We start from the raw sequence: 24741 nt of genomic DNA, 5'->3' as shown, positions 1-24741 counted from the left end.
CACCCGATTACGGGTAAACATTCACGGAGAGTTTGATCCTGGCTCAGGACGAACGCTGGCGGCGTGCTTAACACATGCAAGTCGAACGATGAACCACTTCGGTGGGGATTAGTGGCGAACGGGTGAGTAACACGTGGGCAATCTGCCCTTCACTCTGGGACAAGCCCTGGAAACGGGGTCTAATACCGGATATCACTGCTACGGGCATCTGTGGTGGTTGAAAGCTCCGGCGGTGAAGGATGAGCCCGCGGCCTATCAGCTTGTTGGTGAGGTAATGGCTCACCAAGGCGACGACGGGTAGCCGGCCTGAGAGGGCGACCGGCCACACTGGGACTGAGACACGGCCCAGACTCCTACGGGAGGCAGCAGTGGGGAATATTGCACAATGGGCGAAAGCCTGATGCAGCGACGCCGCGTGAGGGATGACGGCCTTCGGGTTGTAAACCTCTTTCAGCAGGGAAGAAGCGAAAGTGACGGTACCTGCAGAAGAAGCGCCGGCTAACTACGTGCCAGCAGCCGCGGTAATACGTAGGGCGCAAGCGTTGTCCGGAATTATTGGGCGTAAAGAGCTCGTAGGCGGCTTGTCACGTCGGGTGTGAAAGCCCGGGGCTTAACCCCGGGTCTGCATTCGATACGGGCAGGCTAGAGTGTGGTAGGGGAGATCGGAATTCCTGGTGTAGCGGTGAAATGCGCAGATATCAGGAGGAACACCGGTGGCGAAGGCGGATCTCTGGGCCATTACTGACGCTGAGGAGCGAAAGCGTGGGGAGCGAACAGGATTAGATACCCTGGTAGTCCACGCCGTAAACGGTGGGAACTAGGTGTTGGCGACATTCCACGTCGTCGGTGCCGCAGCTAACGCATTAAGTTCCCCGCCTGGGGAGTACGGCCGCAAGGCTAAAACTCAAAGGAATTGACGGGGGCCCGCACAAGCAGCGGAGCATGTGGCTTAATTCGACGCAACGCGAAGAACCTTACCAAGGCTTGACATACGCCGGAAAGCATCAGAGATGGTGCCCCCCTTGTGGTCGGTGTACAGGTGGTGCATGGCTGTCGTCAGCTCGTGTCGTGAGATGTTGGGTTAAGTCCCGCAACGAGCGCAACCCTTGTCCTGTGTTGCCAGCGTGCCCTTCGGGGTGACGGGGACTCACAGGAGACCGCCGGGGTCAACTCGGAGGAAGGTGGGGACGACGTCAAGTCATCATGCCCCTTATGTCTTGGGCTGCACACGTGCTACAATGGCAGGTACAATGAGCTGCGATACCGTGAGGTGGAGCGAATCTCAAAAAGCCTGTCTCAGTTCGGATTGGGGTCTGCAACTCGACCCCATGAAGTCGGAGTTGCTAGTAATCGCAGATCAGCATTGCTGCGGTGAATACGTTCCCGGGCCTTGTACACACCGCCCGTCACGTCACGAAAGTCGGTAACACCCGAAGCCGGTGGCCCAACCCCCTTGTGGGGAGGGAGCTGTCGAAGGTGGGACTGGCGATTGGGACGAAGTCGTAACAAGGTAGCCGTACCGGAAGGTGCGGCTGGATCACCTCCTTTCTAAGGAGCACTTCTTACCGATCCCCACGGGGTGAGGTCAGAGGCCAGTACATCGGCGTACGTCCGATGCTGGTTGCTCACGGGTGGAACGTTGATTATTCGGCATCGTCAGTCATCTCGGGCTGCAAGTACTGCTCTTCGGAGCGTGGAAAGCTGATCATGAGTGGCGGGGATGCCGGGCACGCTGTTGGGTGTCTGAGGGCACGGCCGTAAGGTCTGTCTTCGGGTGCCGGCCCCAGTGAACTCGGAGTGTAGCTCCGGGGTGATGGGTGGCTGGTCGTTGTTTGAGAACTGCACAGTGGACGCGAGCATCTGTGGCCAAGTTTTTAAGGGCGCACGGTGGATGCCTTGGCACCAGGAACCGATGAAGGACGTGGGAGGCCACGATAGTCCCCGGGGAGCCGTCAACCAGGCTTTGATCCGGGGGTTTCCGAATGGGGAAACCCGGCAGTCGTCATGGGCTGTCACCCATACCTGAACACATAGGGTATGTGGAGGGAACGCGGGGAAGTGAAACATCTCAGTACCCGCAGGAAGAGAAAACAACCGTGATTCCGGGAGTAGTGGCGAGCGAAACCGGATGAGGCCAAACCGTATACGTGTGAGACCCGGCAGGGGTTGCGTGTGCGGGGTTGTGGGATCTCTCTTTCACAGTCTGCCGGCTGTGAGGCGAGTCAGAAACCGTTGATGTAGACGAAGGACATGCGAAAGGTCCGGCGTAGAGGGTAAGACCCCCGTAGTCGAAACGTCAACGGCTCGTTTGAGAGACACCCAAGTAGCACGGGGCCCGAGAAATCCCGTGTGAATCTGGCGGGACCACCCGCTAAGCCTAAATATTCCCTGGTGACCGATAGCGGATAGTACCGTGAGGGAATGGTGAAAAGTACCGCGGGAGCGGAGTGAAATAGTACCTGAAACCGTGTGCCTACAAGCCGTGGGAGCGTCGCGCATCAAGTTTACTTGGTGCGTCGTGACTGCGTGCCTTTTGAAGAATGAGCCTGCGAGTTTGCGGTGTGTTGCGAGGTTAACCCGTGTGGGGAAGCCGTAGCGAAAGCGAGTCCGAATAGGGCGTTTCAGTAGCACGCTCAAGACCCGAAGCGGAGTGATCTAGCCATGGGCAGGTTGAAGCGGAGGTAAGACTTCGTGGAGGACCGAACCCACCAGGGTTGAAAACCTGGGGGATGACCTGTGGTTAGGGGTGAAAGGCCAATCAAACTCCGTGATAGCTGGTTCTCCCCGAAATGCATTTAGGTGCAGCGTCGTGTGTTTCTTGCCGGAGGTAGAGCACTGGATAGGCGATGGGCCCTACCGGGTTACTGACCTTAGCCAAACTCCGAATGCCGGTAAGTGAGAGCGCGGCAGTGAGACTGTGGGGGATAAGCTCCATGGTCGAGAGGGAAACAGCCCAGAGCATCGACTAAGGCCCCTAAGCGTACGCTAAGTGGGAAAGGATGTGGAGTCGCACAGACAACCAGGAGGTTGGCTTAGAAGCAGCCACCCTTGAAAGAGTGCGTAATAGCTCACTGGTCTAGTGATTCCGCGCCGACAATGTAGCGGGGCTCAAGCGTACCGCCGAAGTCGTGTCATTCCAGCACATACCCCCAACGGGGGCTGGGATGGGTAGGGGAGCGTCGTGTGCCGGGTGAAGCTGCAGCGGAAGCTAGTGGTGGACGGTTCACGAGTGAGAATGCAGGCATGAGTAGCGATACACACGTGGGAAACGTGTGCGCCGATTGACTAAGGGTTCCTGGGTCAAGCTGATCTGCCCAGGGTAAGTCGGGACCTAAGGCGAGGCCGACAGGCGTAGTCGATGGATAACCGGTTGATATTCCGGTACCCGCTGTGAAGCGTCAAACATTGAATCAGGCGATGCTAAGTCCGTGAAGCCGTTCCGGACCCTTCGGGGAATGGAAAGTGGTGGAGCCGGCGAACCAGACTTGTAGTAGGTGAGTGATGGGGTGACGCAGGAAGGTAGTCCATCCCGGGCGGTGGTTGTCCCGGGGTAAGGGTGTAGGACGAATGGTAGGCAAATCCGCCGTTCATTAAGTCTGAGACCTGATGCCGAGCCGATTGTGGTGAAGTGGATGATCCTATGCTGTCGAGAAAAGCCTCTAGCGAGTTTCATGGCGGCCCGTACCCTAAACCGACTCAGGTGGTCAGGTAGAGAATACCGAGGCGTTCGGGTGAACTATGGTTAAGGAACTCGGCAAAATGCCCCCGTAACTTCGGGAGAAGGGGGGCCATCACTGGTGATCCGATTTACTCGGTGAGCTGGGGGTGGCCGCAGAGACCAGCGAGAAGCGACTGTTTACTAAAAACACAGGTCCGTGCGAAGCCGTAAGGCGATGTATACGGACTGACGCCTGCCCGGTGCTGGAACGTTAAGGGGACCGGTTAGTCACATTTCGGTGTGGCGAAGCTGAGAACTTAAGCGCCAGTAAACGGCGGTGGTAACTATAACCATCCTAAGGTAGCGAAATTCCTTGTCGGGTAAGTTCCGACCTGCACGAATGGCGTAACGACTTCTCGACTGTCTCAACCATAGGCCCGGTGAAATTGCACTACGAGTAAAGATGCTCGTTTCGCGCAGCAGGACGGAAAGACCCCGGGACCTTTACTACAGTTTGATATTGGTGTTCGGTTCGGCTTGTGTAGGATAGCTGGGAGACTGTGAAGCGGGCACGCCAGTGTCTGTGGAGTCGTCGTTGAAATACCAGTCTGGTCGTGCTGGATGTCTAACCTGGGTCCGTGATCCGGATCAGGGACAGTGTCTGATGGGTAGTTTAACTGGGGCGGTTGCCTCCTAAAGAGTAACGGAGGCGCCCAAAGGTTCCCTCAGCCTGGTTGGCAATCAGGTGTTGAGTGTAAGTGCACAAGGGAGCTTGACTGTGAGACCGACGGGTCGAGCAGGGACGAAAGTCGGGACTAGTGATCCGGCGGTGGCTTGTGGAAGCGCCGTCGCTCAACGGATAAAAGGTACCCCGGGGATAACAGGCTGATCTTCCCCAAGAGTCCATATCGACGGGATGGTTTGGCACCTCGATGTCGGCTCGTCGCATCCTGGGGCTGGAGTCGGTCCCAAGGGTTGGGCTGTTCGCCCATTAAAGCGGTACGCGAGCTGGGTTTAGAACGTCGTGAGACAGTTCGGTCCCTATCCGCTGCGCGCGCAGGAATATTGAGAAGGGCTGTCCCTAGTACGAGAGGACCGGGACGGACGAACCTCTGGTGTGCCAGTTGTCCTGCCAAGGGCATGGCTGGTTGGCTACGTTCGGGAGGGATAACCGCTGAAAGCATCTAAGCGGGAAGCCTGCTTCGAGATGAGTATTCCCACCCCCTTTGAGGGGTTAAGGCTCCCAGTAGACGACTGGGTTGATAGGCCGGATCTGGAAGGCGGGTAACCGCTGGAGGTGACCGGTACTAATAGGCCGAGGGCTTGTCCTCAGTTGCTCGCGTCCACTGTGTTGGTTCTGAAACCACGAACAGCCCCACATCCCTGTGGTTTACGGGTGGTGTGGTGTGGCATGGTTCGACAGTTTCATAGTGTTTCGGTGGTCATAGCGTGAGGGAAACGCCCGGTTACATTCCGAACCCGGAAGCTAAGCCTTACAGCGCCGATGGTACTGCAGGGGGGACCCTGTGGGAGAGTAGGACACCGCCGAACAATCTTTGAGAAAACCCCCATGCCATTCGGCACGGGGGTTTTCTGTATTTCCGGACGGGGGTTTTGTGCCGGGGTACTACTGTGGCCCTCATGAGTTACGTGATCCGGTCCGTCCGCGCTGATGAGTGGCCTGCTGCCAAGGCGTTGCGGCTTGTGGCGCTTCAGGATCCGGTCGCGCCTCTCGCCTTCCTGGAGACCTACGAGGAGGCCCTTGCCCGGCCCGACTCCTTCTGGCAGGAACGCACGGCCCATGGTGCCGAGGGGGCTGACAGTGCGCAGACGGTCATTGCCGAGGCACCCGGCGGACAGTGGGTCGGGATGGTGACCGTGCTGCTGGAGCAGCCCGGGACCAGTGACTGGGCCGGGTTCCCGGTGGAGCGGAAGCAGGGGCATCTCGTGGGGGTCTTCGTGCTGCCCGAGGAGCGCGGCAGCGGGCTCACCGACGTGCTGTTCGACGCCGCCCTTGAGTGGGCCTGGGCGCACGGAGCCGAGCGGACGAGGCTGATCGTGCACGAGGACAACGGACGGGCGCAGCGGTTCTACCGCAGGATGGGGTTCACGCCAAGTGGCGTGGCCGTCCCGCTCACGTCGGCGCCGGGGGAGTTCGAGCTGGAATTCGTGCTGGAACGGGATTGAGTGCCGCGGCGGCCGGCCCGGGCGTCAGGCCGGGAGGTCGGCGTCCGGCCAGCGGGTTCGGCCCTGTTCGCGGGACCGGAGCAGGGCCAGGGTCGGTAGCCCCCGGTCCGCTCCGGCGGCCAGCAGCTCCGGGAGCTGGGGAAGCGGAGCCACGGCTGCGACGTCGTCCAGGACGAGCGTCAGTGGTGGGTCGAGGCGACCGGAGGATGACCGTTCGGCCATGCGCCGGCCACGCTCGACCACGCTAGAGGTGAGGGCTGTCAGGAGTGGCATCGCGCCCGGGTTGGTCCTGGGGTCCTCGATCGATTCACCCACCACATAAAGCGTGCCCCCTTCGTCGACGAAGGAATCCAAGGCGAGGGCATCACTTCGGTTGGGAGTGCAGGCCTCGCGGACGTTGACCGTGAAGAGGGCGGAGAGGGCTCGGCTGGTCAACTCCTGGGCGATGTCACGGCGTTCGGGGTGCGCGGTGAGGGCTGCTTCCAGTTCGCCTGCGGAGCCGGGGGCTGCTTTCGGGTTCGTGCGGAGGGTTCTCACAGCGTCCTGGATCTGGGTGCCCTGACACCAGCGGTGGACGTGGCGGACGGTGCGGGACTCGATGGCTGCCGCGTGGAGGTAGCTGCGCAGGAGCGTTTCGGCCACGTCGGTGACCGCCTGGTCGATTCTCGCGGTGGGGCGGATCGGGGCGAGGAGGGCTCGCGCCCGTGCGGTGGCCGTTTCCTTGTCCTCGCAGCTGGTGGTGGGGGACCAGTGGAGGCGGGCCGGGGTGTCACAGAGGTGGGTGGGGTCGTAGACGTGGACCGGGCCGAGTTTGGTTCTGGCGTCTTTGGTGTCCGCCCAGAGGGCCGGGTTCGAGGTGACGATGAGGGCGGGGCCTTCCGCGTCCCGGACGGCCTGGGTGGCGGTCGAGTGGCGGGCTTCCCTGGGGGCGTAGAGCACCGGGCCCTGGGCGCGCTGTGGTTTTTCCCAGGCGCCCACCAGTAGTGGCTCGGCCACCGGGGTGTGGAGTGGCTCGGTGGGCTGGGGGGGCGGGGCGCCGGCGGGTTGCGGTTCCGGGGCCGGCCTCGGGGCCGGAACCTCGTGTATCGGTGCCTCGTGGGCGGACGGTTCGGGTGCGGTCTGCCGCGCCAGGGCTGCCAGGCGTTCCGCTCTCGCCCTCTCCCGTACTCCCCGCCAGCGGGCCAGTGTGCCCATCACGAAGATCATGAGGACGGCCAGGATCATCAACTGGCCGATGAACAGGCCCCAGACGAGGCCGTAGCCGGAGAGCTGGGCGGCGGGGGTGTCGGGCCAGGCGCCGGGGATGTCCTGGGGGTGGCCGATGAGGTGGCGCATGGCCTGGGGGGTGCTGGTGAAGGTGACGGCCCGGGGCCAGCCGCCGTGGGAGAACCAGCCCGCGAGGCCCGTCGCCGTCCAGACCAGCAGGGTCATGCCGAGGAGGAAGGCGAGCAGGCCCACCAACAGGCCGTCAGGGACGCCTCCTTGGCCCCCCTGACCGCCTTGGCCCAGGTGGCCCGCCTGACCGTCCCGGTAGCGGTCGTCCGGTCTCACCACTGTCCGCCTCCTACGCCACCGTCGACTCGGAGTCGCCCAAGTGCTGTTCCACGAAGGCCGCCGCCCGTTCCTCGGCCTCCAACTCGGCGGCCCGCAGGGCGTCGACGACAAGTTCGCGGTCGGCGGAGGACTCCGTCATCGCGCGGTCGGTGAAGACCAGGGGGCGTTCCGTCTCGGTGACGAGGTGCTTGACCACCTGGACGTTGCCGTTGACGTCCCAGACGGCGATGCCGGGGGTGAGCGTCGGGATGATCTCCACGGCCCAGCGTGGCAGGCCCAGGACGCGGCCGGTCGCACGGGCCTCGTCGGCCTTCTGGGCGTAGATCGTCCGGGTCGACGCCATTTTCAGGATCGCCGCGGCCTCCTTGGCTGCCGCTCCGTCCACCACGTCGGACAGGTGGTGCACGACCGCCACGAAGGACAGGCCGAGGCGTCGGCCGAACTTCAGCAGACGCTGGAACAGCTGTGCCACGAAGGGGCTGTTGATGATGTGCCAGGCCTCCTCGACCAGGAAGATGCGCTTCTTCCGGTCGGGGCGGATCCAGGTGTGTTCCAGCCAAACCCCGACGATCGCCATGAGGATGGGCATGGCGATGGAGTTGCGGTCGATGTGGGACAAATCGAAGACGATCAGCGGCGCGTCGAGGTCGATGCCGACCGTCGTGGGGCCGTCGAACATGCCCTGCAGGTCACCGTCGACCAGGCGGTCCAGGACCAGGGCGACGTCGAGGCCCCACGCGCGTACGTCCTCTATGTCGACGTTCATCGCCTCGGCCGACTCGGGTTCGGGGTGCCGTAGTTGCTCCACGATGTCCGTGAGGATCGGCTGGCGTTCGACGATGGTCTCGTTGACGTAGGCGTGCGCGACCTTGAGGGCGAAGCCGGAGCGTTCGTCGAGGCCGTGGCCCATCGCGACCTCGATGATGGTCCGGAGCAGCGCGAGCTGTCCGGTGGTGGTGATCGCGGGGTCCAGTGGGTTGAGGCGGATGCCCTGGTCCAGGGCCGCCATCGCGTCGAGCCGGATGGGGGTTATCCCCAGCTCCCGCGCGATGAGGTTCCACTCGCCGGCGCCGTCCTCGCCCTGTGCGTCGAGGACGACGACCTGGCGGTCGCGGAAGCGCAACTGCCGTAGGACGTACGTCTTCTCGAGCGCCGACTTGCCGTTTCCGGACTCGCCGAGGACCAGCCAGTGCGGGGCCGGGAGCTGCTGGCCGTAGAGCTGGAAGGGGTCGTAGATGTAGCCCTTGCCGGAGTACACCTCGCGGCCGATGATCACGCCCGAGTCGCCGAGGCCCGGCGCGGCGGTCGGGAGGTAGACCGCCTGCGCCTGGCCGGTGGAGGTGCGGACCGGCAGGCGCGTCGTCTCGACCTTTCCGAAGAGGAAGGACGTGAAGGCGTCGGTGAGGACGGACAGCGGATCCCGCATGCTTGGTCCTCTACTTTCGGATGCCGGTGGCGAACGGAAGCGTGTTCACGAAGGCGCGATGGTGTTCGCGGTCGCACCACTCCAGTTTCAGATACGACTTTCCGGCCGACGCCCGGATGGTCCGCTTGTCGCGGGCCAGGGCCTCGGGGTTGCGGGAGGAGACGGTGATGTAGCCGACGAGGTTGACGCCTGCCGCGCCGCTGGCCAGGTCTTCGCCGCGCTGGTCCAGACGGTTGTGGGAGGCGATGTCGCGGGGGTCGACCGTGCGGTTCATCTTGGCGGCGCGGGACGCCTCCGCCTCGTCGTTCGTCTTCTCGGTCAGCATGCGCTCGATGGCGATCTCGGTGGGTTCGAGGTCCATGGTGACGCCGACCGTGCGGATGACGTCCGGGGTGTGGACGAGGAGCGGGGCGAGGAAGTTGACGCCGACGGGGGTCATCGGCCACTCCTTGACCCAGGCCGTGGCGTGGCACCAGGGCGCGCGGGTGGACGACTCCCTCGTCTTCGCCTGGAGGTACGTCGCTTCCATGGCGTCGAGTTCAGCCGGCCAGGCGTTGCGCTTGGTCATCGCCTGGATGTGGTCGATGGGGTGGTCGGGGTCGTACATGGAGTGGATGAGCGAGGCGAGCCGGCCCTGGCCGAGGGGCTGGCGTACGCGGATGTCCGCTTCCTGGAGGCGGGAGCAGATGTCGGTCAGCTCGCGGGCCATGACCACCGCGAGGCCCGCGTCCCGGTCGAGTTTGCGGCCGGCCTGGGGGCGGGCGGCGCGGGCCATCGTGTTGGCCTCGGCGGCGAGTTCGCGGTTGAAGTGCATGCAGGCGACGAGATAGGCGCGGTGCTGCTCGCTGCTGGTCGACACCATCGACTGGAGCTGGTCGTACGACGTCTGCAGCCAGGGCAGCGCCTTCACGTCCCCGCGTACGGCGACGTCCTTGGCGTGGGCGTCGGGGTCGGCGGGGAGGGTGCGGGCGAGGATCTGGAGCCGGGTGACGAAGCCGTCGCCGTTGGCCACGTGCTTGAGCAGGGTGCCGAAGCGGTCGACGAGGGCTTCCTGGTCCTCGGAGTCGCGCAGGCCGACGCCGGGGCCCTCGATCTCGATGGCGGCGGTGACGGTACGGCGGTCCGCGTGGAGGAGTACGGCGATCTCGTCGGGCCCGAACGGGGCGGCCAGCCAGTTGATCCGGCCGATGCCGGGCGGCGGGCCGATCTCGACCTCGCGGCCGTCGACGTGGGTGCCGGCCTCCATCACGGAGGAGCGGTACGTGGTGCCCTGGCGCAGGGTGCGCTTGTAACTGCGGTTGATCTCGAACCACTTGTAGAAGGTGCGGCGCTTGTACGGCACGTAGACCGCGGCCAGCGCGATGAGGGGGAAGCCCATCAGCAGGACGATGCGCAGGGAGAGCACCGGGACGAGGAGCCCGCACATCATGCCGAGGAACGCGCCCGCGATGATCAGAGTGATCTCGCCGCTCTCACGGTTGCGGCCGACGATCGCGTTCGGCCGGGCGCGGCCGATGAGATATGTACGGCGGGGCGCGATCGTATGCGACACGTGGGACTCGGTCGTCAACGCCCGTCACCTCCTGTGCTGTTGCGGTTGTTGCTGGCGTGCGGGGTGTTCACCGGGTTGCTCGCGCGGGGGGCGGGAGCGGCGGAGGCGACAGATCCGCCGCCTCCGTTCGGGGTGCGCGAGCTGTGCGCGGCGACGCCGCCGGACACCTGGTTGCTGGGGCGGGCGCCGGAGTTCTGGCCTCCGCCTCCGCCGCCGTTGTTGTCGGCCCGGGTGCTGTGGGTCTTGATGCCCTGGGCGACCAGGGTGGCCGGGGAGCTCATGACCGCGGCGGCCTTGCCCTCGGCGCCCTGCATGATGCGGTTGCTGCGGGAGCCGGCGATCTCGTCGCCGAAGCCGGGGACGAAGCGGTAGATCATCGCGCTGGCGAAGATGGCGAGCAGGATGATCGCGAGGCCGGAGACGACGGCGGAGAAGGAGTCGGGGCCGCTGTCGGAGGAGAGCGCGCCGGCGAGGCCCAGCACGATGACGATGACCGGTTTGACCAGGATCACCGCGATCATGATGCCGGCCCAGCGGCGGACGTGGCCCCAGAGGTTCTTGTCGACGAGGCCGGCGTAGACGACGGTGCCGAGGAGGGCGCCGACGTAGAGGAGGGCGGCGCGGATGACGAGCTCCAGCCAGAGCACGCCCGCGGCGAGGATGCTGACGAGGGAGACGACGATCAGCATGATCGGGCCGCCGCCGATGTCGTTGCCCTTCTCCAGGGCGCCGGAGAAGGTGCCGAAGAACGTGTCGGTCTGGTCGCCCGTGGTCTTGGCGAGGACCTCTGAGACGCCGTCCGTGGCGGAGACGACGGTGTAGAGGATGAGGGGGGTGAAGGCGGAGGCGAGCACGGTCAGCCAGAGGAAGCCGATCGCCTCGCTGATGGCGGTGGTGAGGGGGACGCCTCGCACCGCCCGCTTGGCGACGGCCAGCAGCCACAGGAGAAGGGTGAGGATGGTCGATGCCGCGAAGACGACCGCGTACTGCTGGAGGAACTTCTGGTTGGTGAAGTCGACGTTGGCGGTGTCCTTGACGGCCACGCTGAGCTTGTCGATGGTCCAGGCGGCGGCCTTGGCGCAGCCTTGGGCGAGGGAGGAGAGGGGGTCGAGGGTGGAGGTGAGCCCGGGGGTCGAGCCGCCGCCGCTGCTGCTGCCCTGTTCGCAGTAGTCCCTCGCAGGAGGGGCGATCAGCGAGCAGTCACTGCTCTTGGTCGGCGTGGGGCTCGGAGTGGGCGCCGCGAAGGCGCGCGTGGCCATGAGCACTGTCGCGGTCTGAAGGGCGCCGGCGGCGCCGACCAGGGTGAGGACGCGGCGACTAGCGGGCATAGGTGAACCCTCCGTACTCCTCGACGGCCTTCGCCATCTCATCGGCGCTGGAGGCCTTGTCGTCGCCTGGGACGGGCGACGGGCCCTCCTTCTGGGAGTGCGTCACGATCTTCCAGGCATTGCCGGTCCATTCCATCTTCATCGTGATGGTGAACCAGCTGCTGGTGACCGGGTTGGTGGAGTTCTGGCCCGCCAGTCCGAGGAGACCGCCGCACCAGACGGCAACGGTCATGTCGTCGGCGGACGTCTGTGTGACCTTCGTGCCCATCGGGGTGGTGCGGGACACGAACGTGTAGCCCGTGGGCGCGGAGCCGTCCTTGTTCAGGCCCAGGCTCTCGTTGAACTGGGGGGTGTAGGCCTTGTCCAGGGCGGCCTCGAGGCTGGTGACCCGAGACGGCGTGAAGATGGCCTGCAGGATGCTGTCGCGGGTGGTCTTTGCGAACAGGCCGGTGGACCCCAGCGCCACCGCGTAGTTCGCGGCTGCGCTCTGGGCTCCCTGGGCGTTGTGTGCGTAGCCCGTGGGGATCAGGCCCGGTGTGGACTGCACCGGCTTGGTTCCGCTCGGGGCTGTCGCCGACGCCTTCGGCTGGCCTGCCGCACCTGCGCCCTCCGTCGAGGACGAGGGATCGTCTCCCCCGCGGTTCGCGAAGGCGATCGCCGCGATCAGGAGGACGACGACGCCGACCACCGTGACCAGGCTTCTGGAGGAGGATCGGCCGCCTCTGCGGGCGCCGCCGTAGACGTCGCCGCCGCTGCCCTCCGGGTACCGGGTGCGGGTCTGGCCCGTGCCGCCGTATCCTCCGGAGCCCTCCGGGTCGTCTCCGAGACTCATGCCGCTTACGCCCCCTCGACGTCGTGCGGAAAAGCGTGGGAAAACGTGTACGAGTACGACGGTAGCCGTGCTGGTTCCCGCGCGGGCGCGGTGTGGTGACTCGGCATCGGAGTCATCGCGGTGATCGAGGACATCGGGGGAACGCAACCTCAGCCGGTGGGCATGACGGACGGGTGGGGTGGAGCGGGGTACCGGGCGCGCCCGGCCGGAGCGGAGGTGCGTCGACCGGACGCGGCGGCTACACGGCCATGCCGTACACGATGGTGAAGAGCGTGCCCAGGGAGCCGATGATGAAGACTCCCGTCAGTCCGGCGACGATCAGGCCCTTGCCCTGTTCCGCGCTGAAGGTGTCCCTCAGGGCGGTGGCGCCGATGCGCTGTTTCGCGGCGCCCCAGATGGCGATGCCGAGGCAGAGCAGGATGGCGACCGCCATGACGACCTGGATCATCGTCTTCGCTTCCGTCCCCAGCGCCCCGAAGGGCCCCCAGTCGGGAGCGATCCCGCCAATGATGGTGTTGATGTCTCCCTTGTCGGCCGCAACGAACATGTAAGTCACCGCCCCTGGTGGGTAGTTCCGCTACCCCTGCGTGTGCGCAGAGGTCAGGCCTCATTGTCGCTGACAATTCCGCCCGCGTATGTCGACTTGGCGGCATTGGTGGGCGGGTTTCGTACGAACGACTGTCTGGTCACTCTGTGTATCACGGCAGGTAACCCCGGGCAATGAGGCCTGAGCGGAACCTGTCGTGTGGTCCCGTCGTTGACCCCTCTTACGACCTGCGGCGCTTCTGGCACCGATGTTCTGCGGGTGAAGGCTATCCCGGAGAGCTGTCGGCATGACGAACGGGCCGCGGTCGGTGACCGCGGCCCGTGTGTTGACGCAGAGTCAGCCCGTGAAGGCGCTCAGTCCCTCCGGGGTGCCCCAGCCGGTGGGGCCGTCGTAGCCGGACGTGGCGGTGCAGAAGTAGCTGGTGGTGCAGGAGCCGTTGTTGCCCGAGGTGACGTCGTTGAGGGCGGAGGTGCCGGCCGCCTTGTAGGGGTCCTGGGCCGGGTAGGTGCTGCTGCCCGGGGTGCCCGCGAGGGCGTAGACGCCGGCGATGATCGGGGACGAGGCGCTGGTGCCGCCGAAGGTGTACCAGCCGGCGGTGACGCCGTAGGAGTCGTAGACAGAGACGCCGGTGGCGGGGTCGGCGACAGCGGAGACGTCGGCGATCATGCGCTTGGTGCAGCCGGTGTCGGTCTGCCAGGTGGGCTTGGCGTCGTAGGCGGAGCAGCCGGAGCCGGTGCCCTCGGTGGAGCTGGTCTTCCAGACGCTCTCGGTCCAGCCGCGGCTGTTGGAGGACGTGGAGAGCGCGGTGCCGCCCACCGAGGTCACGTACTTGGAGGCGGCGGGGTACTCGGCGCCGTAGTCCGCGTCGCCCGCGCTGACGGTGATGGCGACGCCGGGGTGGTTGAAGTACGAGGAGTCGTAGGAGGTGTCCGAGGAGGACTCGGAGCCGCCGTAGGAGTTGGAGACGAACTTGGCGCCCAGGGTGACGGCCTCGTTCACCGACTTGCCGAGGTTGGCCATGGTGGCCGAAGTCGCCTCGACCAGCAGAATCTTGGCGTTCGGGGCGATGGCGGAGACCATGTCGAGGTCGAGGGAGATCTCCTCGGCCCAGCCGGAGTCGCTGGTGGGCAGGGAGGTCGTGGAGCCGGTCTGGGAGACCTTCTTGAAGCAGCCGTTGGCGGTGGTGCAGGCGGAGAGTCCGTAGTACGAGCGGTACTTGGCGAGGTCGGCCTCGGCGTTGGGGTCGTTGTACGCGTCGACGATGGCGATCGTCTGGCCGGAGCCGTTGTTGGCGGACGCGGAGGTCAGGCCGTAGGCGGACCGGAGTTCGGTGGGGCCGTATCCGGAGGGGGTGGCGGCGTCGGCGGCCTTGGGGGTGATGCCCCTGGCCTTCTGGAAGGCGGTGGTGCCGCCCGTGACGCGCAGGGAGTTGCAGGCGAGCTCGCCGGTCTTCTTGGGGGTGGCGCAGGGGGTCGCGGCCCAGGTGACCTTGGACGAGGTCGTCGCGTCCGCGTGGACGGCGGTGCCGAAGCCGGCCAGGACGAGGGCGGTGGTGGCGGCCAGGGCGGATCCGATGCGGCGCCGTCTCAGGTGGGTGTGGGGGATGTCGGTACGCAAGGTGCAGCCTCCTGATGATGTGGGACAGGGGCGGTGCGGGTGCGTGCCGTCGGTGCGGTCTCCCCGGCGGCGGGCGGCGGCCTGTGATGACGGTCTCTTGTTGAGTACGCGACAACAAGGTGGCTGGTGGAATCCTGACTTCCGCCATACCGAACCCAGTCCGGGCGTGACCCGTCCATGGCCGACGGGCGGCTGTTGCTTTGCCCAACTCACAGGTGGGCCACGCCCGTTCGGGACACGGCAACGGGCCGCGACCGGCTGTCGCGACCCGTTGCCTTTGTGCCGTCGAGGGGACCCCACGTCCCCCTGGGCGGCGCCCCGTGACCCGACGGGGACATTCAGGGACCGGCTCAGCCGGTGAAGGCGGCCAGACCTTGCGGCGTGCCCAGACCGGTCGGGCCGTCGTAGCCCGACCCGGCGGTGCAGAAGTAGCTCGTGGTGCAGGAGCCGTTGCTGCCGGAGGTCACGTCGTTGAGGGCGGCGGTGTTCTTGTAGGGGTCCTGGGCCGGGTAGGTGCTGCTGCCCGGGGTGCCCGCGAGGGCGTACACCGACGCGATGATGGGCGAGGAGGCGCTGGTGCCGCCGTAGGTGTTCCAGCCCGTGCCGTCGGCGCCGTAGGAGTCGTAGACGGAGACGCCGGTGGCGGGGTCGGCGACGGCGGAGACGTCGGCGATCATGCGCTTGGTGCAGCCGGTGTCGGTCTGCCAGGTGGGCTTGGCGTCGTAGGCGGAGCAGCCGGAGCCGGTGCCCTCGGTGGAGCTGGTGTTCCAGACGGTCTCGGTCCAGCCGCGGGTGGTGGAGGAGGTCTTCAGGGCGGTGCCGCCGACGGCGGTCACGTACTTGGAGGCGGCCGGGTACTCGGCGCCGTAGGCCTCGTCGCCGGCGGAGACGGTGATGGCGACGCCGGGGTGGTTGAAGTACGAGGAGTCGTAGGAGGTGTCCGAGGAGGACTCGGAGCCGCCGTAGGAGTTGGAGACGAACTTGGCGCCCAGGGTGACGGCCTCGTTCACCGACTTGCCCAGGTTGGCCATGCTCGACGAAGTCGCCTCGACCAGCAGGATCTTGGCGTTCGGGGCGATCGCGGAGACCATGTCGAGGTCGAGGGAGATCTCACCGGCCCAGCCGCTGTCGGCGGTGGGAAGGGAGGTCGTGGAGCCGGTCTGGCCGACCTTCTTGAAGCAGCCGCTGGCGACGGTGCACGCGGGCAGGCCGTAGTACGAGCGGTAGGTGGCCAGGTCCGCCGCGGCGTTGGGGTCGTCGTAGGCGTCGACGATGGCGATCGTCTGGCCGGAGCCGTTGTTGGCGGACGCGGAGGTCAGGCCGTAGGCGGACCGCAGGTCGGTGGGGCCGTAACCGGTCGGGGTGGCGGCAGCGGCGTCGGGCTTGACGGTCGCGGGGGACACGCCCTTCGTCACGGCCTGCTTCTCCATGAACGCGGTGGTGCCGCCGGTGACGCGCAGGGCGTTGCAGGCGGCGAAGCCCTTCTTGGGGGTGGAGCCACACGCGCTCTCGTACGTCACGTGTGCCTTGGCGACGGCGGCGGCGATCACCTTGCTGCTCACCTTGTGGGAGGTGTCCGCGCTGGCGTGTGCCGCGGTGCCGAGGCCGGCGATCAGGAGCGCGCCGGTGGCTGCTGCGGCGGAGCCGATACGGCGCCATCTGCCGGATATGTGGGGGGTGTTGGGGGTGGACGTACGCAACGTACAGCCTCCTGGGAGTGGTTGACAGAGGCCTGCGGGGGGACCACCGGTGAGGTTCCCGGTGGGGGCGGCGACCCGCGACGACCATCCCCTTGTTGAGTACGTGACAACAAGACACGCGGCGGAATACTGACTTCCGCCTTACCGAAGGGCGTTGCGGGCTTACCGATCAATGGCGGGCCGATGGGCGGTGAATGGTCTCGGCTTGACCATCTACACGCGTCACACACATTTCTCTCCGTCGGCGAAGAGCGGAACGACAGCCCGGTGACAGGGGGGTGTGCTCAGCGGGGCCGGAGTCCGTCCAGCAGGTGATGGACCAGTTCCGGCACCGAGTCCATGGCCGCGTCGGGCGGGACCGTGCCGTTGGCCGCGAAGGAGGCGAGGCCGTGGAGGGCGGAGCCCACGACGAGCGTGAGGTGCTCGGGGGTGCCGTCGACGATCTCGCCGTGCTGCTGGGCGAAGGCGACGGCCCGCTCCAGCGAGCCGATCGTCCGGTCGATCGCGGCGGCCATCTGCGCGGAGGCGCCGGGCTCGTGCTTGCGGGCGTACATCAGCTCCAGCAGTGCGGCGTTGTCGAGGGCGAAGCCGAGGTAGGCCCGGGCGAGGGCGGTCAGCCGGGGCCGGAGGGGGAGGGCCGGGTCGTCGGCGGCCTCCAGGGACTGCGCCATGCGGTCGTAGCCGACCAGGGCGAGGGCGTCGAGCAGGGCCTGCTTGTCCTTGAAGTGCCGTCCCGGCGCGGCATGGCTGACGCCGGTGTCGCGGGCGAGTTCGCGCAGGGACAGCGACCCGGCGCCCTTCTCCCGAAGGGTGTGCTCGGCGCTCGCGAGGAGGGCGGAGCGGAGGTCTCCGTGGTGGTAGGGGCGGTTCCCGGGCTTCTCGGCCCGCTCGGATGTCACTGGCGGCGTGGTGTTTTTCGCTGGTGGCATGCCCTCATCGTATCCGGATGTAGTCGACGGCATCATTGTTGTCGTTGACAGCATTGTTGTCGGCGCCTACATTCAGGTCATGGCTACTGACGCACAGCAGAAGTGGAACGCGACGTCCCTCCCCGACCTCACCGGCCGCACCGCGGTGGTCACGGGAGCCAACAGCGGGATCGGCTTCACGGCCGCGGACGCGCTGGCCCGGGCGGGGGCGCACGTGGTGTTCGCCGTACGGGACGTCGAGCGCGGCGGCGCGGCGGCGGCCCGGGTGCAGGGCAGCACGGAGGTGCGCCGGCTGGACCTGGCGGACCTGACGTCCGTGCGGGAGTTCGCGGCCGGCTGGGACCGCCCGCTGGACCTGCTGATCAACAACGCGGGCGTCATGATGATCCCGGAGCAGCGGACGCGGGACGGCTTCGAGATGCAGTTCGGCACGAACCACCTGGGCCACTTCGCGCTGACCAACCTGCTGCTGCCGTACCTCACGGACCGGGTCGTGACGGTGGCCTCGGGCGCGCACCGCTGGGGCGACCAGCGCATCGATTTCGACGACCTGGACCGGAGCTCGGGTTACGACCCGAGGGGCGTGTACGGCCAGTCCAAGCTGGCGAACCTGCTGTTCGTGCTGGAACTCCAGCGCCGTCTCGTGGAGTCGGGCTCCCCGGTCCGCGCCCTGGCCGCCCACCCCGGGTACGCGGCGACCAACCTCCAGAGCCACGCGTCCAGTGCGGCGGCCCGCGTGTTCATGAAGTTCGGCAACAGGTTCCTGGCCCAGGACGACCGGGCGGGCGCGCTGCCCACGCTGTACGCGGCGACGCAGGATCTGCCCGGGGCCAGTTACGTGGGCCCGGACGGGCTCGGCGAGATGCGGGGGGCACCGACTCTGGTGGGCCGGAGCGCGGCCGCGAGCGACCCGGCCGTCGCCCGGCGTCTGTGGACGGCGTCGGAGGAGCTCACGGGGGCGCGTTTCCCCCAGGACGTGGGGACGCGCGGCTGAGCCGGTCAGCGTGGAACGGCGGCGGGGGTGTGGCCGACCCTCTCCCAGAACGCACGCAGGGTGCGCCGCGGTCGTGCCCGAGGACCGCGAACCGCTCGTGTCCGAGCCGGCGCATGACCGCGAGGCAGTCACCGGCCATGACCCGTTTGGAGTAGGGCCGGTGTTCCGGGTCCGTCACGGGCTTCTCCGACCGGCCGTAGCCGCGCAGATCGGGGCAGGCGACGGTGAAACCCGCGGCGGCCGGCGGCGGGGCCACGCGGTGCCAGGTGGTGTGCGTGCGGGGATGGCCGTGCAGGAGCAGCACCGCGGGGCCGCTGCCGCCGTGGCGTACGCGCAGCGTGGCTCCGTCGCCCTCGCATCGCGTCAGCTCGAAACCGTCGAACACGTCGTGGCCTCCGTCGCTCGCCCCTGGGGGCCCGGGTGCCCCGGCCATGACCGCCCCACAGCCGTGACCCGCTCGACGCGCCGTCCGGGGCTGAGTGAGAACCCGCCTCCGGACGCTTGAACGCATTTCTCACCTTCGTGCGGAATGCTGTCTTCCGTGAAGTGCACGCCACGTATCGCTCTCCACGCCGCCATCGTGCTGCTCACCCTGACCTCGGCCTCCGAGGCGGTCGCCGCCGACGGAGCGGGGCCCTTCGGGGTGACGACGGTCGCCGCGGCCACCTCGCAGAGCGCCCGGGTGGGCGCCCTTTTCGACGGCAGCCACCACTACTGCACCGCCTCCGTCGTCCACAGCCCGCACCGGGACCTCCTCATCACCGCAGCGCACTGTCTCGGCGGCAACCGCGTCGACATCGTGTTCGTTCCCGGGTACCGGGACGGCAGGGCGCCCTACGGGAAATGGAAGGTGGGCAAGCGGTATCTGCCCGCGGGGTGGTCCCAGGGGTACGACGAGGACAGTGACGTCGCCTTCGCCACCGTCGAGGGGGCGGTCCAGGACGTCGTCGGCGGAAACCGGATGGTGACGCGTACGGCCACCGGGGCCACCGCCGTCACCGTCACCGGGTACCCCTCCTCCTCGGACGCGCCGATCAGCTGCACCAACAAGCCGACCGCGCACAGCAGTACGCAGCAGCGGATCGAGTGCCCGCGGTTCACGGGAGGCACCAGCGGCAGTCCCTGGGTGAACGGGGACGGGCAGGTCGTGGGGGTGCTGGGCGGGCACGAGCAGGGCGGGGCGACGGCCGACGTGTCGTACAGCGTGGCCCTCGGCGACGAGGCCGCCGCGCTCTACCGGCGCGCGGTCTGCTGACCTCGGCCACGGGGAGCGCGCCGCGCCGGTCCTGTCACCGGTCCTCCTGTCGCCCCACTCATCGCCCGTCTCATGGCCCGTCTCATGGCCGATCTTTGTGCCGACCCAGCCGAGTACCCCGGTTTCCTTCGGGGAAGCTCATAAACTGACGCGGGCGGACTCCCAAAGACCGAGGGGCGGTTGACGGTGCGTAAGGCGTGGCTCGTGGCGGGCGCCGCTCTCGGAGCGGGGCTCAGCTTCGTGATGCTCCTCGTCGTGGGGGTCTACGTCGTCGCCGGCAACCTCGCGAACGGAGTGGGCGGGGCGTCGAAAGCCCTGGCCAAGGGCGCCGTTCCGGCCGTGTACCAGGAGCTCGTGCAGAAGTGGGGCAACCTCTGCCCCGCGATCAACCCGGCGCTGCTCGCCGCCCAGCTCTACCAGGAGAGCGGGTTCAACCCGAGGGCGCAGAGTGCCGCGGCGGCGCAGGGAATAGCGCAGTTCATCCCGGGGACCTGGGCCACGCACGGGATCGACGGGGACGGGGACGGCGACAAGGACGTCTGGGATCCCAACGACGCGATTCCTTCGGCGGCTTCGTACGACTGCCAGCTCGCGTCCTATGTGAAGGCCGTTCCCGGGAACATCACCCACAACATGCTCGCCTCGTACAACGCGGGCGCCTACGCGGTCATCAAGTACGGGGGCGTACCGCCGTACAGGGAAACCCAGAACTACGTGAAGACCATCACGACTCTGGAGGAGAGCTTCGCCGCGCCGACGACCCGTGTCGATCCCTCCAAGCAGGCCGCCGGAGCCATCTACTACGCGCAGAAGAAACTCGGGACGCCCTATCTGTGGGGCGGCACCGGTACGACCGAACAGGGCGGGCGCTTCGACTGCTCGGGGCTGACGCAGGCCGCCTACGACAGCGTGGGCATCACACTTCCCCGCGTCGCCAACGATCAGTACAACGCGGGCCCCCATCCGGCCAGAAGTGAACTGCTGCCGGGCGATCTGGTGTTCTTCTCCCATGACCCCACCAACTCGCGCGCCATCCACCATGTAGGGATTTATGTGGGCGGCGGATACATGATCGACGCCCCGAGAACAGGTGCTGTGATCCGGTTCGACCCGATCGACGGCGCGGATTACTTCGGCGCCACACGAGTCACCGAAGATGGCGCGAAAGCATTGCCCACCACGGTGTGACCGAGCGTGAAACCCACCCCCTGAGCTGCGGCGATGTATTTCTCTTCGATAACGTCTGAGTGATCATTCAGTGGAGTGTGGAACGTATTAACGGGAGCCGTGCGTTCCTGGGGGCGTAGCCGAGCGCACATGGGTACGCCGGGAAAGACGACGAAGGGGCCGCAGCACCATGGCTGTTCTCGCCGAATCCGGGTCGAACCCCGACGTCGACCTGCTCTACGACATCAACGGCCTGGCCAAGGACGCCCCGCACTGGTTCGACCGGGTCATGGAGTACGTCGGGGAGTACGGGATCCTGCTTGGCATGGCCCTGCTCGTCATCTGGTGCTGGTGGTCCGTGCGCCGGCGTGGGGGCGAGGACGCGGCCCCTTCCGTGGCCGCGCTGGTGTGGGCGCCGTTGGCCGCCTCGATCGCCGTGCTCGTCAACGTGCCCATAAGGGGTTTCGTCGAGCGGCCCCGGCCGTTCCGGACCCATGAGGGCATCGAGGTGCTGGTCTCCGGGAAGACCGACTACTCCTTTGTGAGCGACCACGCGACGATCACCATGGCGCTGGCGGTCGGACTGTTCGTCGCCCACCGGAAGTTCGGGCTCTTCGGTATCGCGCTGGCGCTGCTCGAAGGGTTCTGCCGGGTGTACATGGGTGTGCACTATCCGACGGACGTCATCGGCGGGTTCGCGCTCGGAACGGCGGTCGCCCTGCTGCTGTCGCCGCTCGCGATGGCCCTTCTCACGCCGGTGATGAGGGCGGTCGAGGGGTCGGCGAGGGGAGCGTGGCTCATCCGCGCGAGAGGGTCCGAGCGGGAGGCCGCGGTGATTCCCGGGGCCCGGACAGAGGCCGCGGCCTCCGAGCGGGACCTCGCCGCGTAGCAGGACCTGCGCCGGGGGGCAGGATCCACGCCGCGTAGCAGGACCTACAGCGACTGCGGGTACGTGAAGAACCCCTGCGGGTCGTACTGCCGCTTCAGCTTGGCCAGCTTCGTCGCCGCGTCGCCGTAGTACGCCGCGCGCCAGTTCTTCAGCGTCGGGTCCGTGTAGTTCTGGTAGGCCGCGCCCGAGGCGTACGGCTTCATCGCGTCGTGTGCTCCCGTCAGCCAGGACTGGGCCGTCGTGCCCGTGGTTCCCGCCTTCCAGGACGCGATGTACTGGGCCAGCATGCGGGAGCGGCGGTGGACGAAGGCCGTCGCGGTGGGGGAGACGCGGTTGACCGCGCCGCCGAGGGCCGTGAGCGCGATGCTGCCCGAGCCGCCCCGGACCGAGGCGATCTGCTTCACAAGGGTCTGGATGCCGGCCGCCGAGAGCGAGCGGTCGAAGAAGTCCGAGTGCGCCGCGTAGGTCTCGCGGCCGAGGGCGCCCTGCGGGTTGCGGCCCGGGGTGGAGCCGGGCAGGTGGCACTTGGCGTCCGTGGAGAAGGACGAGCAGCCCGCGTACGCCTCCATGGCGCTCTCGTAGGAGTGCCGCCTGAGCGTCACGCTGCGGGCCGGTGAGCCGATCCGGTCGGCCAGGCGGTCCAGGGCGTTCTGGAGCTCGCCGTAGGTGCCCATGGAGAACGCCGCGACCGCCACGGAGGGGGAGCCGCCGTTCTCCAGGTGGCAGGAGGACCAGATCTCGTCGGGCTGGGCGGGGCCCCACTCCTGCCATGCCTTCAGCACGGCGGCGGCCTTCGACCACGGCCAGGTCGCGTAGGCGGTCACGCCCTGCGGGGCCGGGTGGGTCCTGAAGTGCAGTTCGGTCACCACACCGAAGTTGCCGTTGCCGGCGCCGCGCAGCGCCCAGAAGAGGTCCTTGTTGGTGGACGCGTCGGCGACCAGTTCCTTGCCGTCGGCCGTGACGATCGTCGCCCGGGTGAGGCTGTCGCAGGTGAGGCCGTAGGCCCGGGAGGCCACGCCGTGGCCGCCGCCGAGGGTGAGGCCGGAGACTCCGACCGTAGGGCAGGAGCCCGCCGGGATCGTCACGCCCTTGGCGGTGAGGGCCCGGTAGACGTCGATCAGTTTGGCGCCGGCGCCGACCACCGCGGTGCCGCCGGAGGCGCGCACGCGGTTCAGCTCGGAGACATCGACGATCAGCCGGTTGTTTCCCGAGGACCAGCCGGCATAGGAGTGGCCGCCGTTGCGGATCGCCACCTGGACGCCGTGGGCGCGGGCGTAGGCGAGCGTGGTGCGGATGTCGTCCGTGTTCGCCACGTACGCGACCGCCGCGGGCTTCAGCGAGTCGAAGCGGGTGTTGTAGAGCTTGCGGGCCGTCGACCAGTCGGCGTCGCCGGGGCGGACCAGGGTGCCGTCCAGGCCGCGGCCGAGAGCGGCCCAGTTCGCCGAGCTCGCGCGCGTGCGGGAGGATGCGGACAGAGACCTGCCGAGGGTGCTCTGCGCGGTCTCCGCGGTGCCCCCGCCGTCGCACGCGGCCGTGGCCACCGCGGCGATCGCGGCCGCGCCGCCTCCTATGAACGTACGCCGTTGCATGTGTCCGTGCCCTTCGTCGGCCTCGTAGGCTCCCGTGGAACGAGACGGGTCAGCGGGGGCGCGGGTTCCCTGGTGGGTTCCGGAATCACACTGTGTCCTCGATGTAAGCGTTCCGTGACCTCACCGCACCTTCTGCAGGGGTTCACTCCCCGTTCACTTCCAGCCATAGGCGCCTTCACCTGATCTGCCTAATTTCGGCCTTACCCGATACGTGGTGTGCCTCGAATGCGCCCCCGTGTCAACCAGACTTCGCGCACGCCGCCGGATTCAGGACGGCGGCACCCGGAAGGAACTCAAGTGAAGCTTCAGCGCAAGAACCGGCGGGCCCTCGCCTTCGGTGCTCTCGCCGTCTCCGGCGCCCTGGCCCTCACGGCGTGCGGCTCCGACGACACGAGCGACAGCAGCGGCAGCAAGGCGTCCTCCACGGCGAACGCCAGCAGCATCAAGTGTGACGACGCCAAGGGTCAGCTGCTCGCCGACGGCTCCTCCGCGCAGAAGAACGCGATCGACGCCTGGGTCAAGCAGTACACGCAGGCTTGTGGTGTGCAGATCAACTACAAGGGCGGCGGCTCCGGCGCCGGTGTGACCGCGTTCAACAACGGCCAGGTCGCCTTCGCCGGCTCCGACTCCGCGCTCAAGCCGGAAGAGGTCACCGCCTCCAAGAAGGTCTGCTCCGGCGGCCAGGGCATCGACCTCCCGATGGTTGGCGGCCCGATCGCCCTCGGCATCAACGTCTCCGGCGTCGACAAGCTCACGCTGGACGCGCCCACCATCGCCAAGATCTTCAACGCCAAGATCACCAAGTGGAACGACCCGGCGATCGCGGCGCTGAACCCCGGCGTCAAGCTCCCCGACCTGAAGATCCAGGCGTTCCACCGCTCGGACGACTCCGGTTCGACGGACAACTTCACCAAGTACCTGATCGCCACCACCAAGGCCAACTGGCCCTACGAGGGCGGCAAGACCTGGCAGGCCAAGGGCGGCCAGTCCGCCGCGCAGTCCTCCGGTGTGGCCCAGCAGGTCAAGCAGACCAACGGCGCCATCGGTTACTTCGAGCTCTCCTACGCCAAGGACGGCATCACGGCGGTCAGCATCGACACCGGCGCCTCCGCCCCGGTCGAGGCGACCACGGAGAACGCCTCCAAGGCCATCGCGGACGCCAAGGTCGTCGGCACCGGCTCGGACCTCGCGCTCCAGCTGAACTACGCGACCAAGGCCGACGGTGCCTACCCGATGGTCCTGGTCACCTACGAGATCGTCTGCGACAAGGGCAACAAGGCCGACACCCTGGCCGCCACCAAGTCGTTCCTGCGCTACACCGCCTCCGAGGACGGCCAGAAGGTCCTCGCGGACAACGACTACGCGCCGATCCCCGACGACATCATCGCCAAGGTTCGCACCACCATCGAGAGCCTCAGCTGATTTGAGTGTGCGGTCCGGCCGGGGCCCGCTTCGAAGGGACCCCGGCCGGACCGCACCGTCCGGTGCACCGCCGCCAGGAGCCGTACGACATGTGT

At 67.1% G+C, this 24741-nt stretch carries 16 protein-coding genes, 3 rRNA genes and 1 pseudogene; 9 read left to right on the top strand and 11 right to left on the bottom strand.

The features are described 5' to 3' along the window. The first annotated feature begins 20 nt into the window (after nt 1–20). From OHT57_RS23755 to OHT57_RS23740, 4 genes are all read left to right on the top strand, one after another. Nucleotides 21–1548 (top strand): 16S ribosomal RNA (locus OHT57_RS23755). Nucleotides 1549–1864: 316 nt separating this feature from the next. Next, nucleotides 1865–4989, top strand: a 23S ribosomal RNA gene (locus OHT57_RS23750). 103 nt (nt 4990–5092) lie between these two features. Beyond that, nucleotides 5093–5209, top strand: a 5S ribosomal RNA gene (gene rrf, locus OHT57_RS23745). The 16S, 23S and 5S rRNA genes sit together here, the layout of an rRNA operon. Nucleotides 5210–5299: 90 nt before the next feature. Further along, nucleotides 5300–5845 carry a GNAT family N-acetyltransferase gene (locus tag OHT57_RS23740; protein WP_328748510.1) on the top strand — a complete coding sequence of 182 codons (546 nt, stop codon included), beginning with the start codon at nt 5300–5302 and terminating at the stop codon, nt 5843–5845. A 24-nt stretch (nt 5846–5869) separates the two neighbouring features. Here OHT57_RS23740 and OHT57_RS23735 read toward each other — a convergent pair whose 3' ends face one another. The 9 genes from OHT57_RS23735 to OHT57_RS23695 form a co-directional block, all read right to left on the bottom strand. Then, entirely contained in the window at nt 5870–7396 is a 1527-nt protein-coding gene (locus tag OHT57_RS23735) for a type IV secretory system conjugative DNA transfer family protein (RefSeq protein ID WP_443053477.1), read from the bottom strand. A 13-nt stretch (nt 7397–7409) separates the two neighbouring features. Next, on the bottom strand, nt 7410–8825 hold the full coding sequence (locus OHT57_RS23730; protein ID WP_328748509.1) for an ATP-binding protein: 1416 nt from the start codon (nt 8823–8825) through the stop codon (nt 7410–7412). Nucleotides 8826–8835: 10 nt separating this feature from the next. Next, entirely contained in the window at nt 8836–10395 is a 1560-nt protein-coding gene (locus OHT57_RS23725) for an SCO6880 family protein (RefSeq protein ID WP_328748508.1), read from the bottom strand. Beyond that, on the bottom strand, nt 10392–11705 hold the full coding sequence (locus tag OHT57_RS23720) for a hypothetical protein (protein ID WP_328748506.1): 1314 nt from the start codon (nt 11703–11705) through the stop codon (nt 10392–10394). The genes OHT57_RS23725 and OHT57_RS23720 overlap by 4 nt, the downstream gene beginning before the upstream one ends. Further along, a complete protein-coding gene (locus OHT57_RS23715) occupies nt 11695–12537 on the bottom strand; it encodes a hypothetical protein (RefSeq protein ID WP_328748505.1) in 843 nt (280 codons plus the stop codon). The genes OHT57_RS23720 and OHT57_RS23715 overlap by 11 nt, the downstream gene beginning before the upstream one ends. A 238-nt stretch (nt 12538–12775) precedes the next feature. Then, complete coding sequence (locus OHT57_RS23710; RefSeq protein ID WP_328748504.1) at nt 12776–13084, bottom strand: hypothetical protein; 309 nt, start codon at nt 13082–13084, stop codon at nt 12776–12778. A 336-nt stretch (nt 13085–13420) separates the two neighbouring features. Continuing rightward, nucleotides 13421–14701, bottom strand: coding sequence for a S53 family peptidase (locus OHT57_RS23705; protein ID WP_328748503.1), 1281 nt, complete (start codon nt 14699–14701; stop codon nt 13421–13423). Nucleotides 14702–15051: 350 nt separating this feature from the next. Next, nucleotides 15052–16401 (bottom strand): S53 family peptidase, encoded by a 1350-nt coding sequence (locus tag OHT57_RS23700; protein WP_328748502.1) that lies wholly within the window; start codon nt 16399–16401, stop codon nt 15052–15054. 284 nt (nt 16402–16685) lie between these two features. Then, nucleotides 16686–17330, bottom strand: a complete 645-nt coding sequence (locus OHT57_RS23695) for a TetR/AcrR family transcriptional regulator (protein ID WP_328748501.1) — start codon at nt 17328–17330, stop codon at nt 16686–16688. Nucleotides 17331–17409: 79 nt separating this feature from the next. Here OHT57_RS23695 and OHT57_RS23690 point away from each other — a divergent pair, with 79 nt between their 5' ends. Next, nucleotides 17410–18324: an oxidoreductase gene (locus OHT57_RS23690; protein WP_328748500.1), complete on the top strand. Its 915-nt coding sequence runs from the start codon at nt 17410–17412 to the stop codon at nt 18322–18324. Nucleotides 18325–18385: 61 nt separating this feature from the next. Here the strand turns inward: OHT57_RS23690 and OHT57_RS23685 are convergent. Continuing rightward, nucleotides 18386–18709, bottom strand: a pseudogene (locus OHT57_RS23685) (alpha/beta fold hydrolase); the annotation flags it as partial. 144 nt (nt 18710–18853) lie between these two features. Between OHT57_RS23685 and OHT57_RS23680 the strand changes: the two are divergent. The 3 genes from OHT57_RS23680 (at nt 18854) to OHT57_RS23670 (ending at nt 21635) form a co-directional block, all read left to right on the top strand. After that, complete coding sequence (locus OHT57_RS23680) at nt 18854–19579, top strand: trypsin-like serine peptidase (protein ID WP_328748499.1); 726 nt, start codon at nt 18854–18856, stop codon at nt 19577–19579. Nucleotides 19580–19759: 180 nt separating this feature from the next. After that, nucleotides 19760–20767, top strand: coding sequence for a C40 family peptidase (locus OHT57_RS23675; RefSeq protein WP_328748498.1), 1008 nt, complete (start codon nt 19760–19762; stop codon nt 20765–20767). Between the two features lie 169 nt (nt 20768–20936). Beyond that, nucleotides 20937–21635, top strand: coding sequence for a phosphatase PAP2 family protein (locus OHT57_RS23670; protein WP_328748497.1), 699 nt, complete (start codon nt 20937–20939; stop codon nt 21633–21635). A 44-nt stretch (nt 21636–21679) separates the two neighbouring features. Here the strand turns inward: OHT57_RS23670 and OHT57_RS23665 are convergent, their stop codons facing one another. Then, nucleotides 21680–23224, bottom strand: coding sequence for an FAD-binding oxidoreductase (locus OHT57_RS23665; RefSeq protein WP_328748496.1), 1545 nt, complete (start codon nt 23222–23224; stop codon nt 21680–21682). Between the two features lie 297 nt (nt 23225–23521). Here OHT57_RS23665 and pstS point away from each other — a divergent pair, with 297 nt between their 5' ends. After that, nucleotides 23522–24646, top strand: coding sequence for a phosphate ABC transporter substrate-binding protein PstS (gene pstS, locus OHT57_RS23660; RefSeq protein WP_328748495.1), 1125 nt, complete (start codon nt 23522–23524; stop codon nt 24644–24646). The last annotated feature ends 95 nt before the right edge of the window (nt 24647–24741 follow it).

Origin of the sequence: Streptomyces sp. NBC_00285, assembly GCF_036174265.1 — a bacterium.
Lineage (GTDB): Bacteria > Actinomycetota > Actinomycetes > Streptomycetales > Streptomycetaceae > Streptomyces.
The sequence above is the reverse complement of the archived record's forward strand: the minus strand, read 5'-3'. Positions and strand labels throughout refer to the sequence as shown.

Coding starts and splice junctions, on each gene's coding strand:
- OHT57_RS23740 (WP_328748510.1), top strand. CDS start 5,300: ATGAGTTACGTGATCCGGTCCGTCCGCGCTGATGAGTGGCCTGCTGCC.
- OHT57_RS23730 (WP_328748509.1), bottom strand. CDS start 8,825: ATGCGGGATCCGCTGTCCGTCCTCACCGACGCCTTCACGTCCTTCCTC.
- OHT57_RS23720 (WP_328748506.1), bottom strand. CDS start 11,705: ATGCCCGCTAGTCGCCGCGTCCTCACCCTGGTCGGCGCCGCCGGCGCC.
- OHT57_RS23715 (WP_328748505.1), bottom strand. CDS start 12,537: ATGAGTCTCGGAGACGACCCGGAGGGCTCCGGAGGATACGGCGGCACG.
- OHT57_RS23710 (WP_328748504.1), bottom strand. CDS start 13,084: ATGTTCGTTGCGGCCGACAAGGGAGACATCAACACCATCATTGGCGGG.
- OHT57_RS23695 (WP_328748501.1), bottom strand. CDS start 17,330: ATGCCACCAGCGAAAAACACCACGCCGCCAGTGACATCCGAGCGGGCC.
- OHT57_RS23690 (WP_328748500.1), top strand. CDS start 17,410: ATGGCTACTGACGCACAGCAGAAGTGGAACGCGACGTCCCTCCCCGAC.
- OHT57_RS23680 (WP_328748499.1), top strand. CDS start 18,854: ATGCTGTCTTCCGTGAAGTGCACGCCACGTATCGCTCTCCACGCCGCC.
- OHT57_RS23670 (WP_328748497.1), top strand. CDS start 20,937: ATGGCTGTTCTCGCCGAATCCGGGTCGAACCCCGACGTCGACCTGCTC.
- OHT57_RS23665 (WP_328748496.1), bottom strand. CDS start 23,224: ATGCAACGGCGTACGTTCATAGGAGGCGGCGCGGCCGCGATCGCCGCG.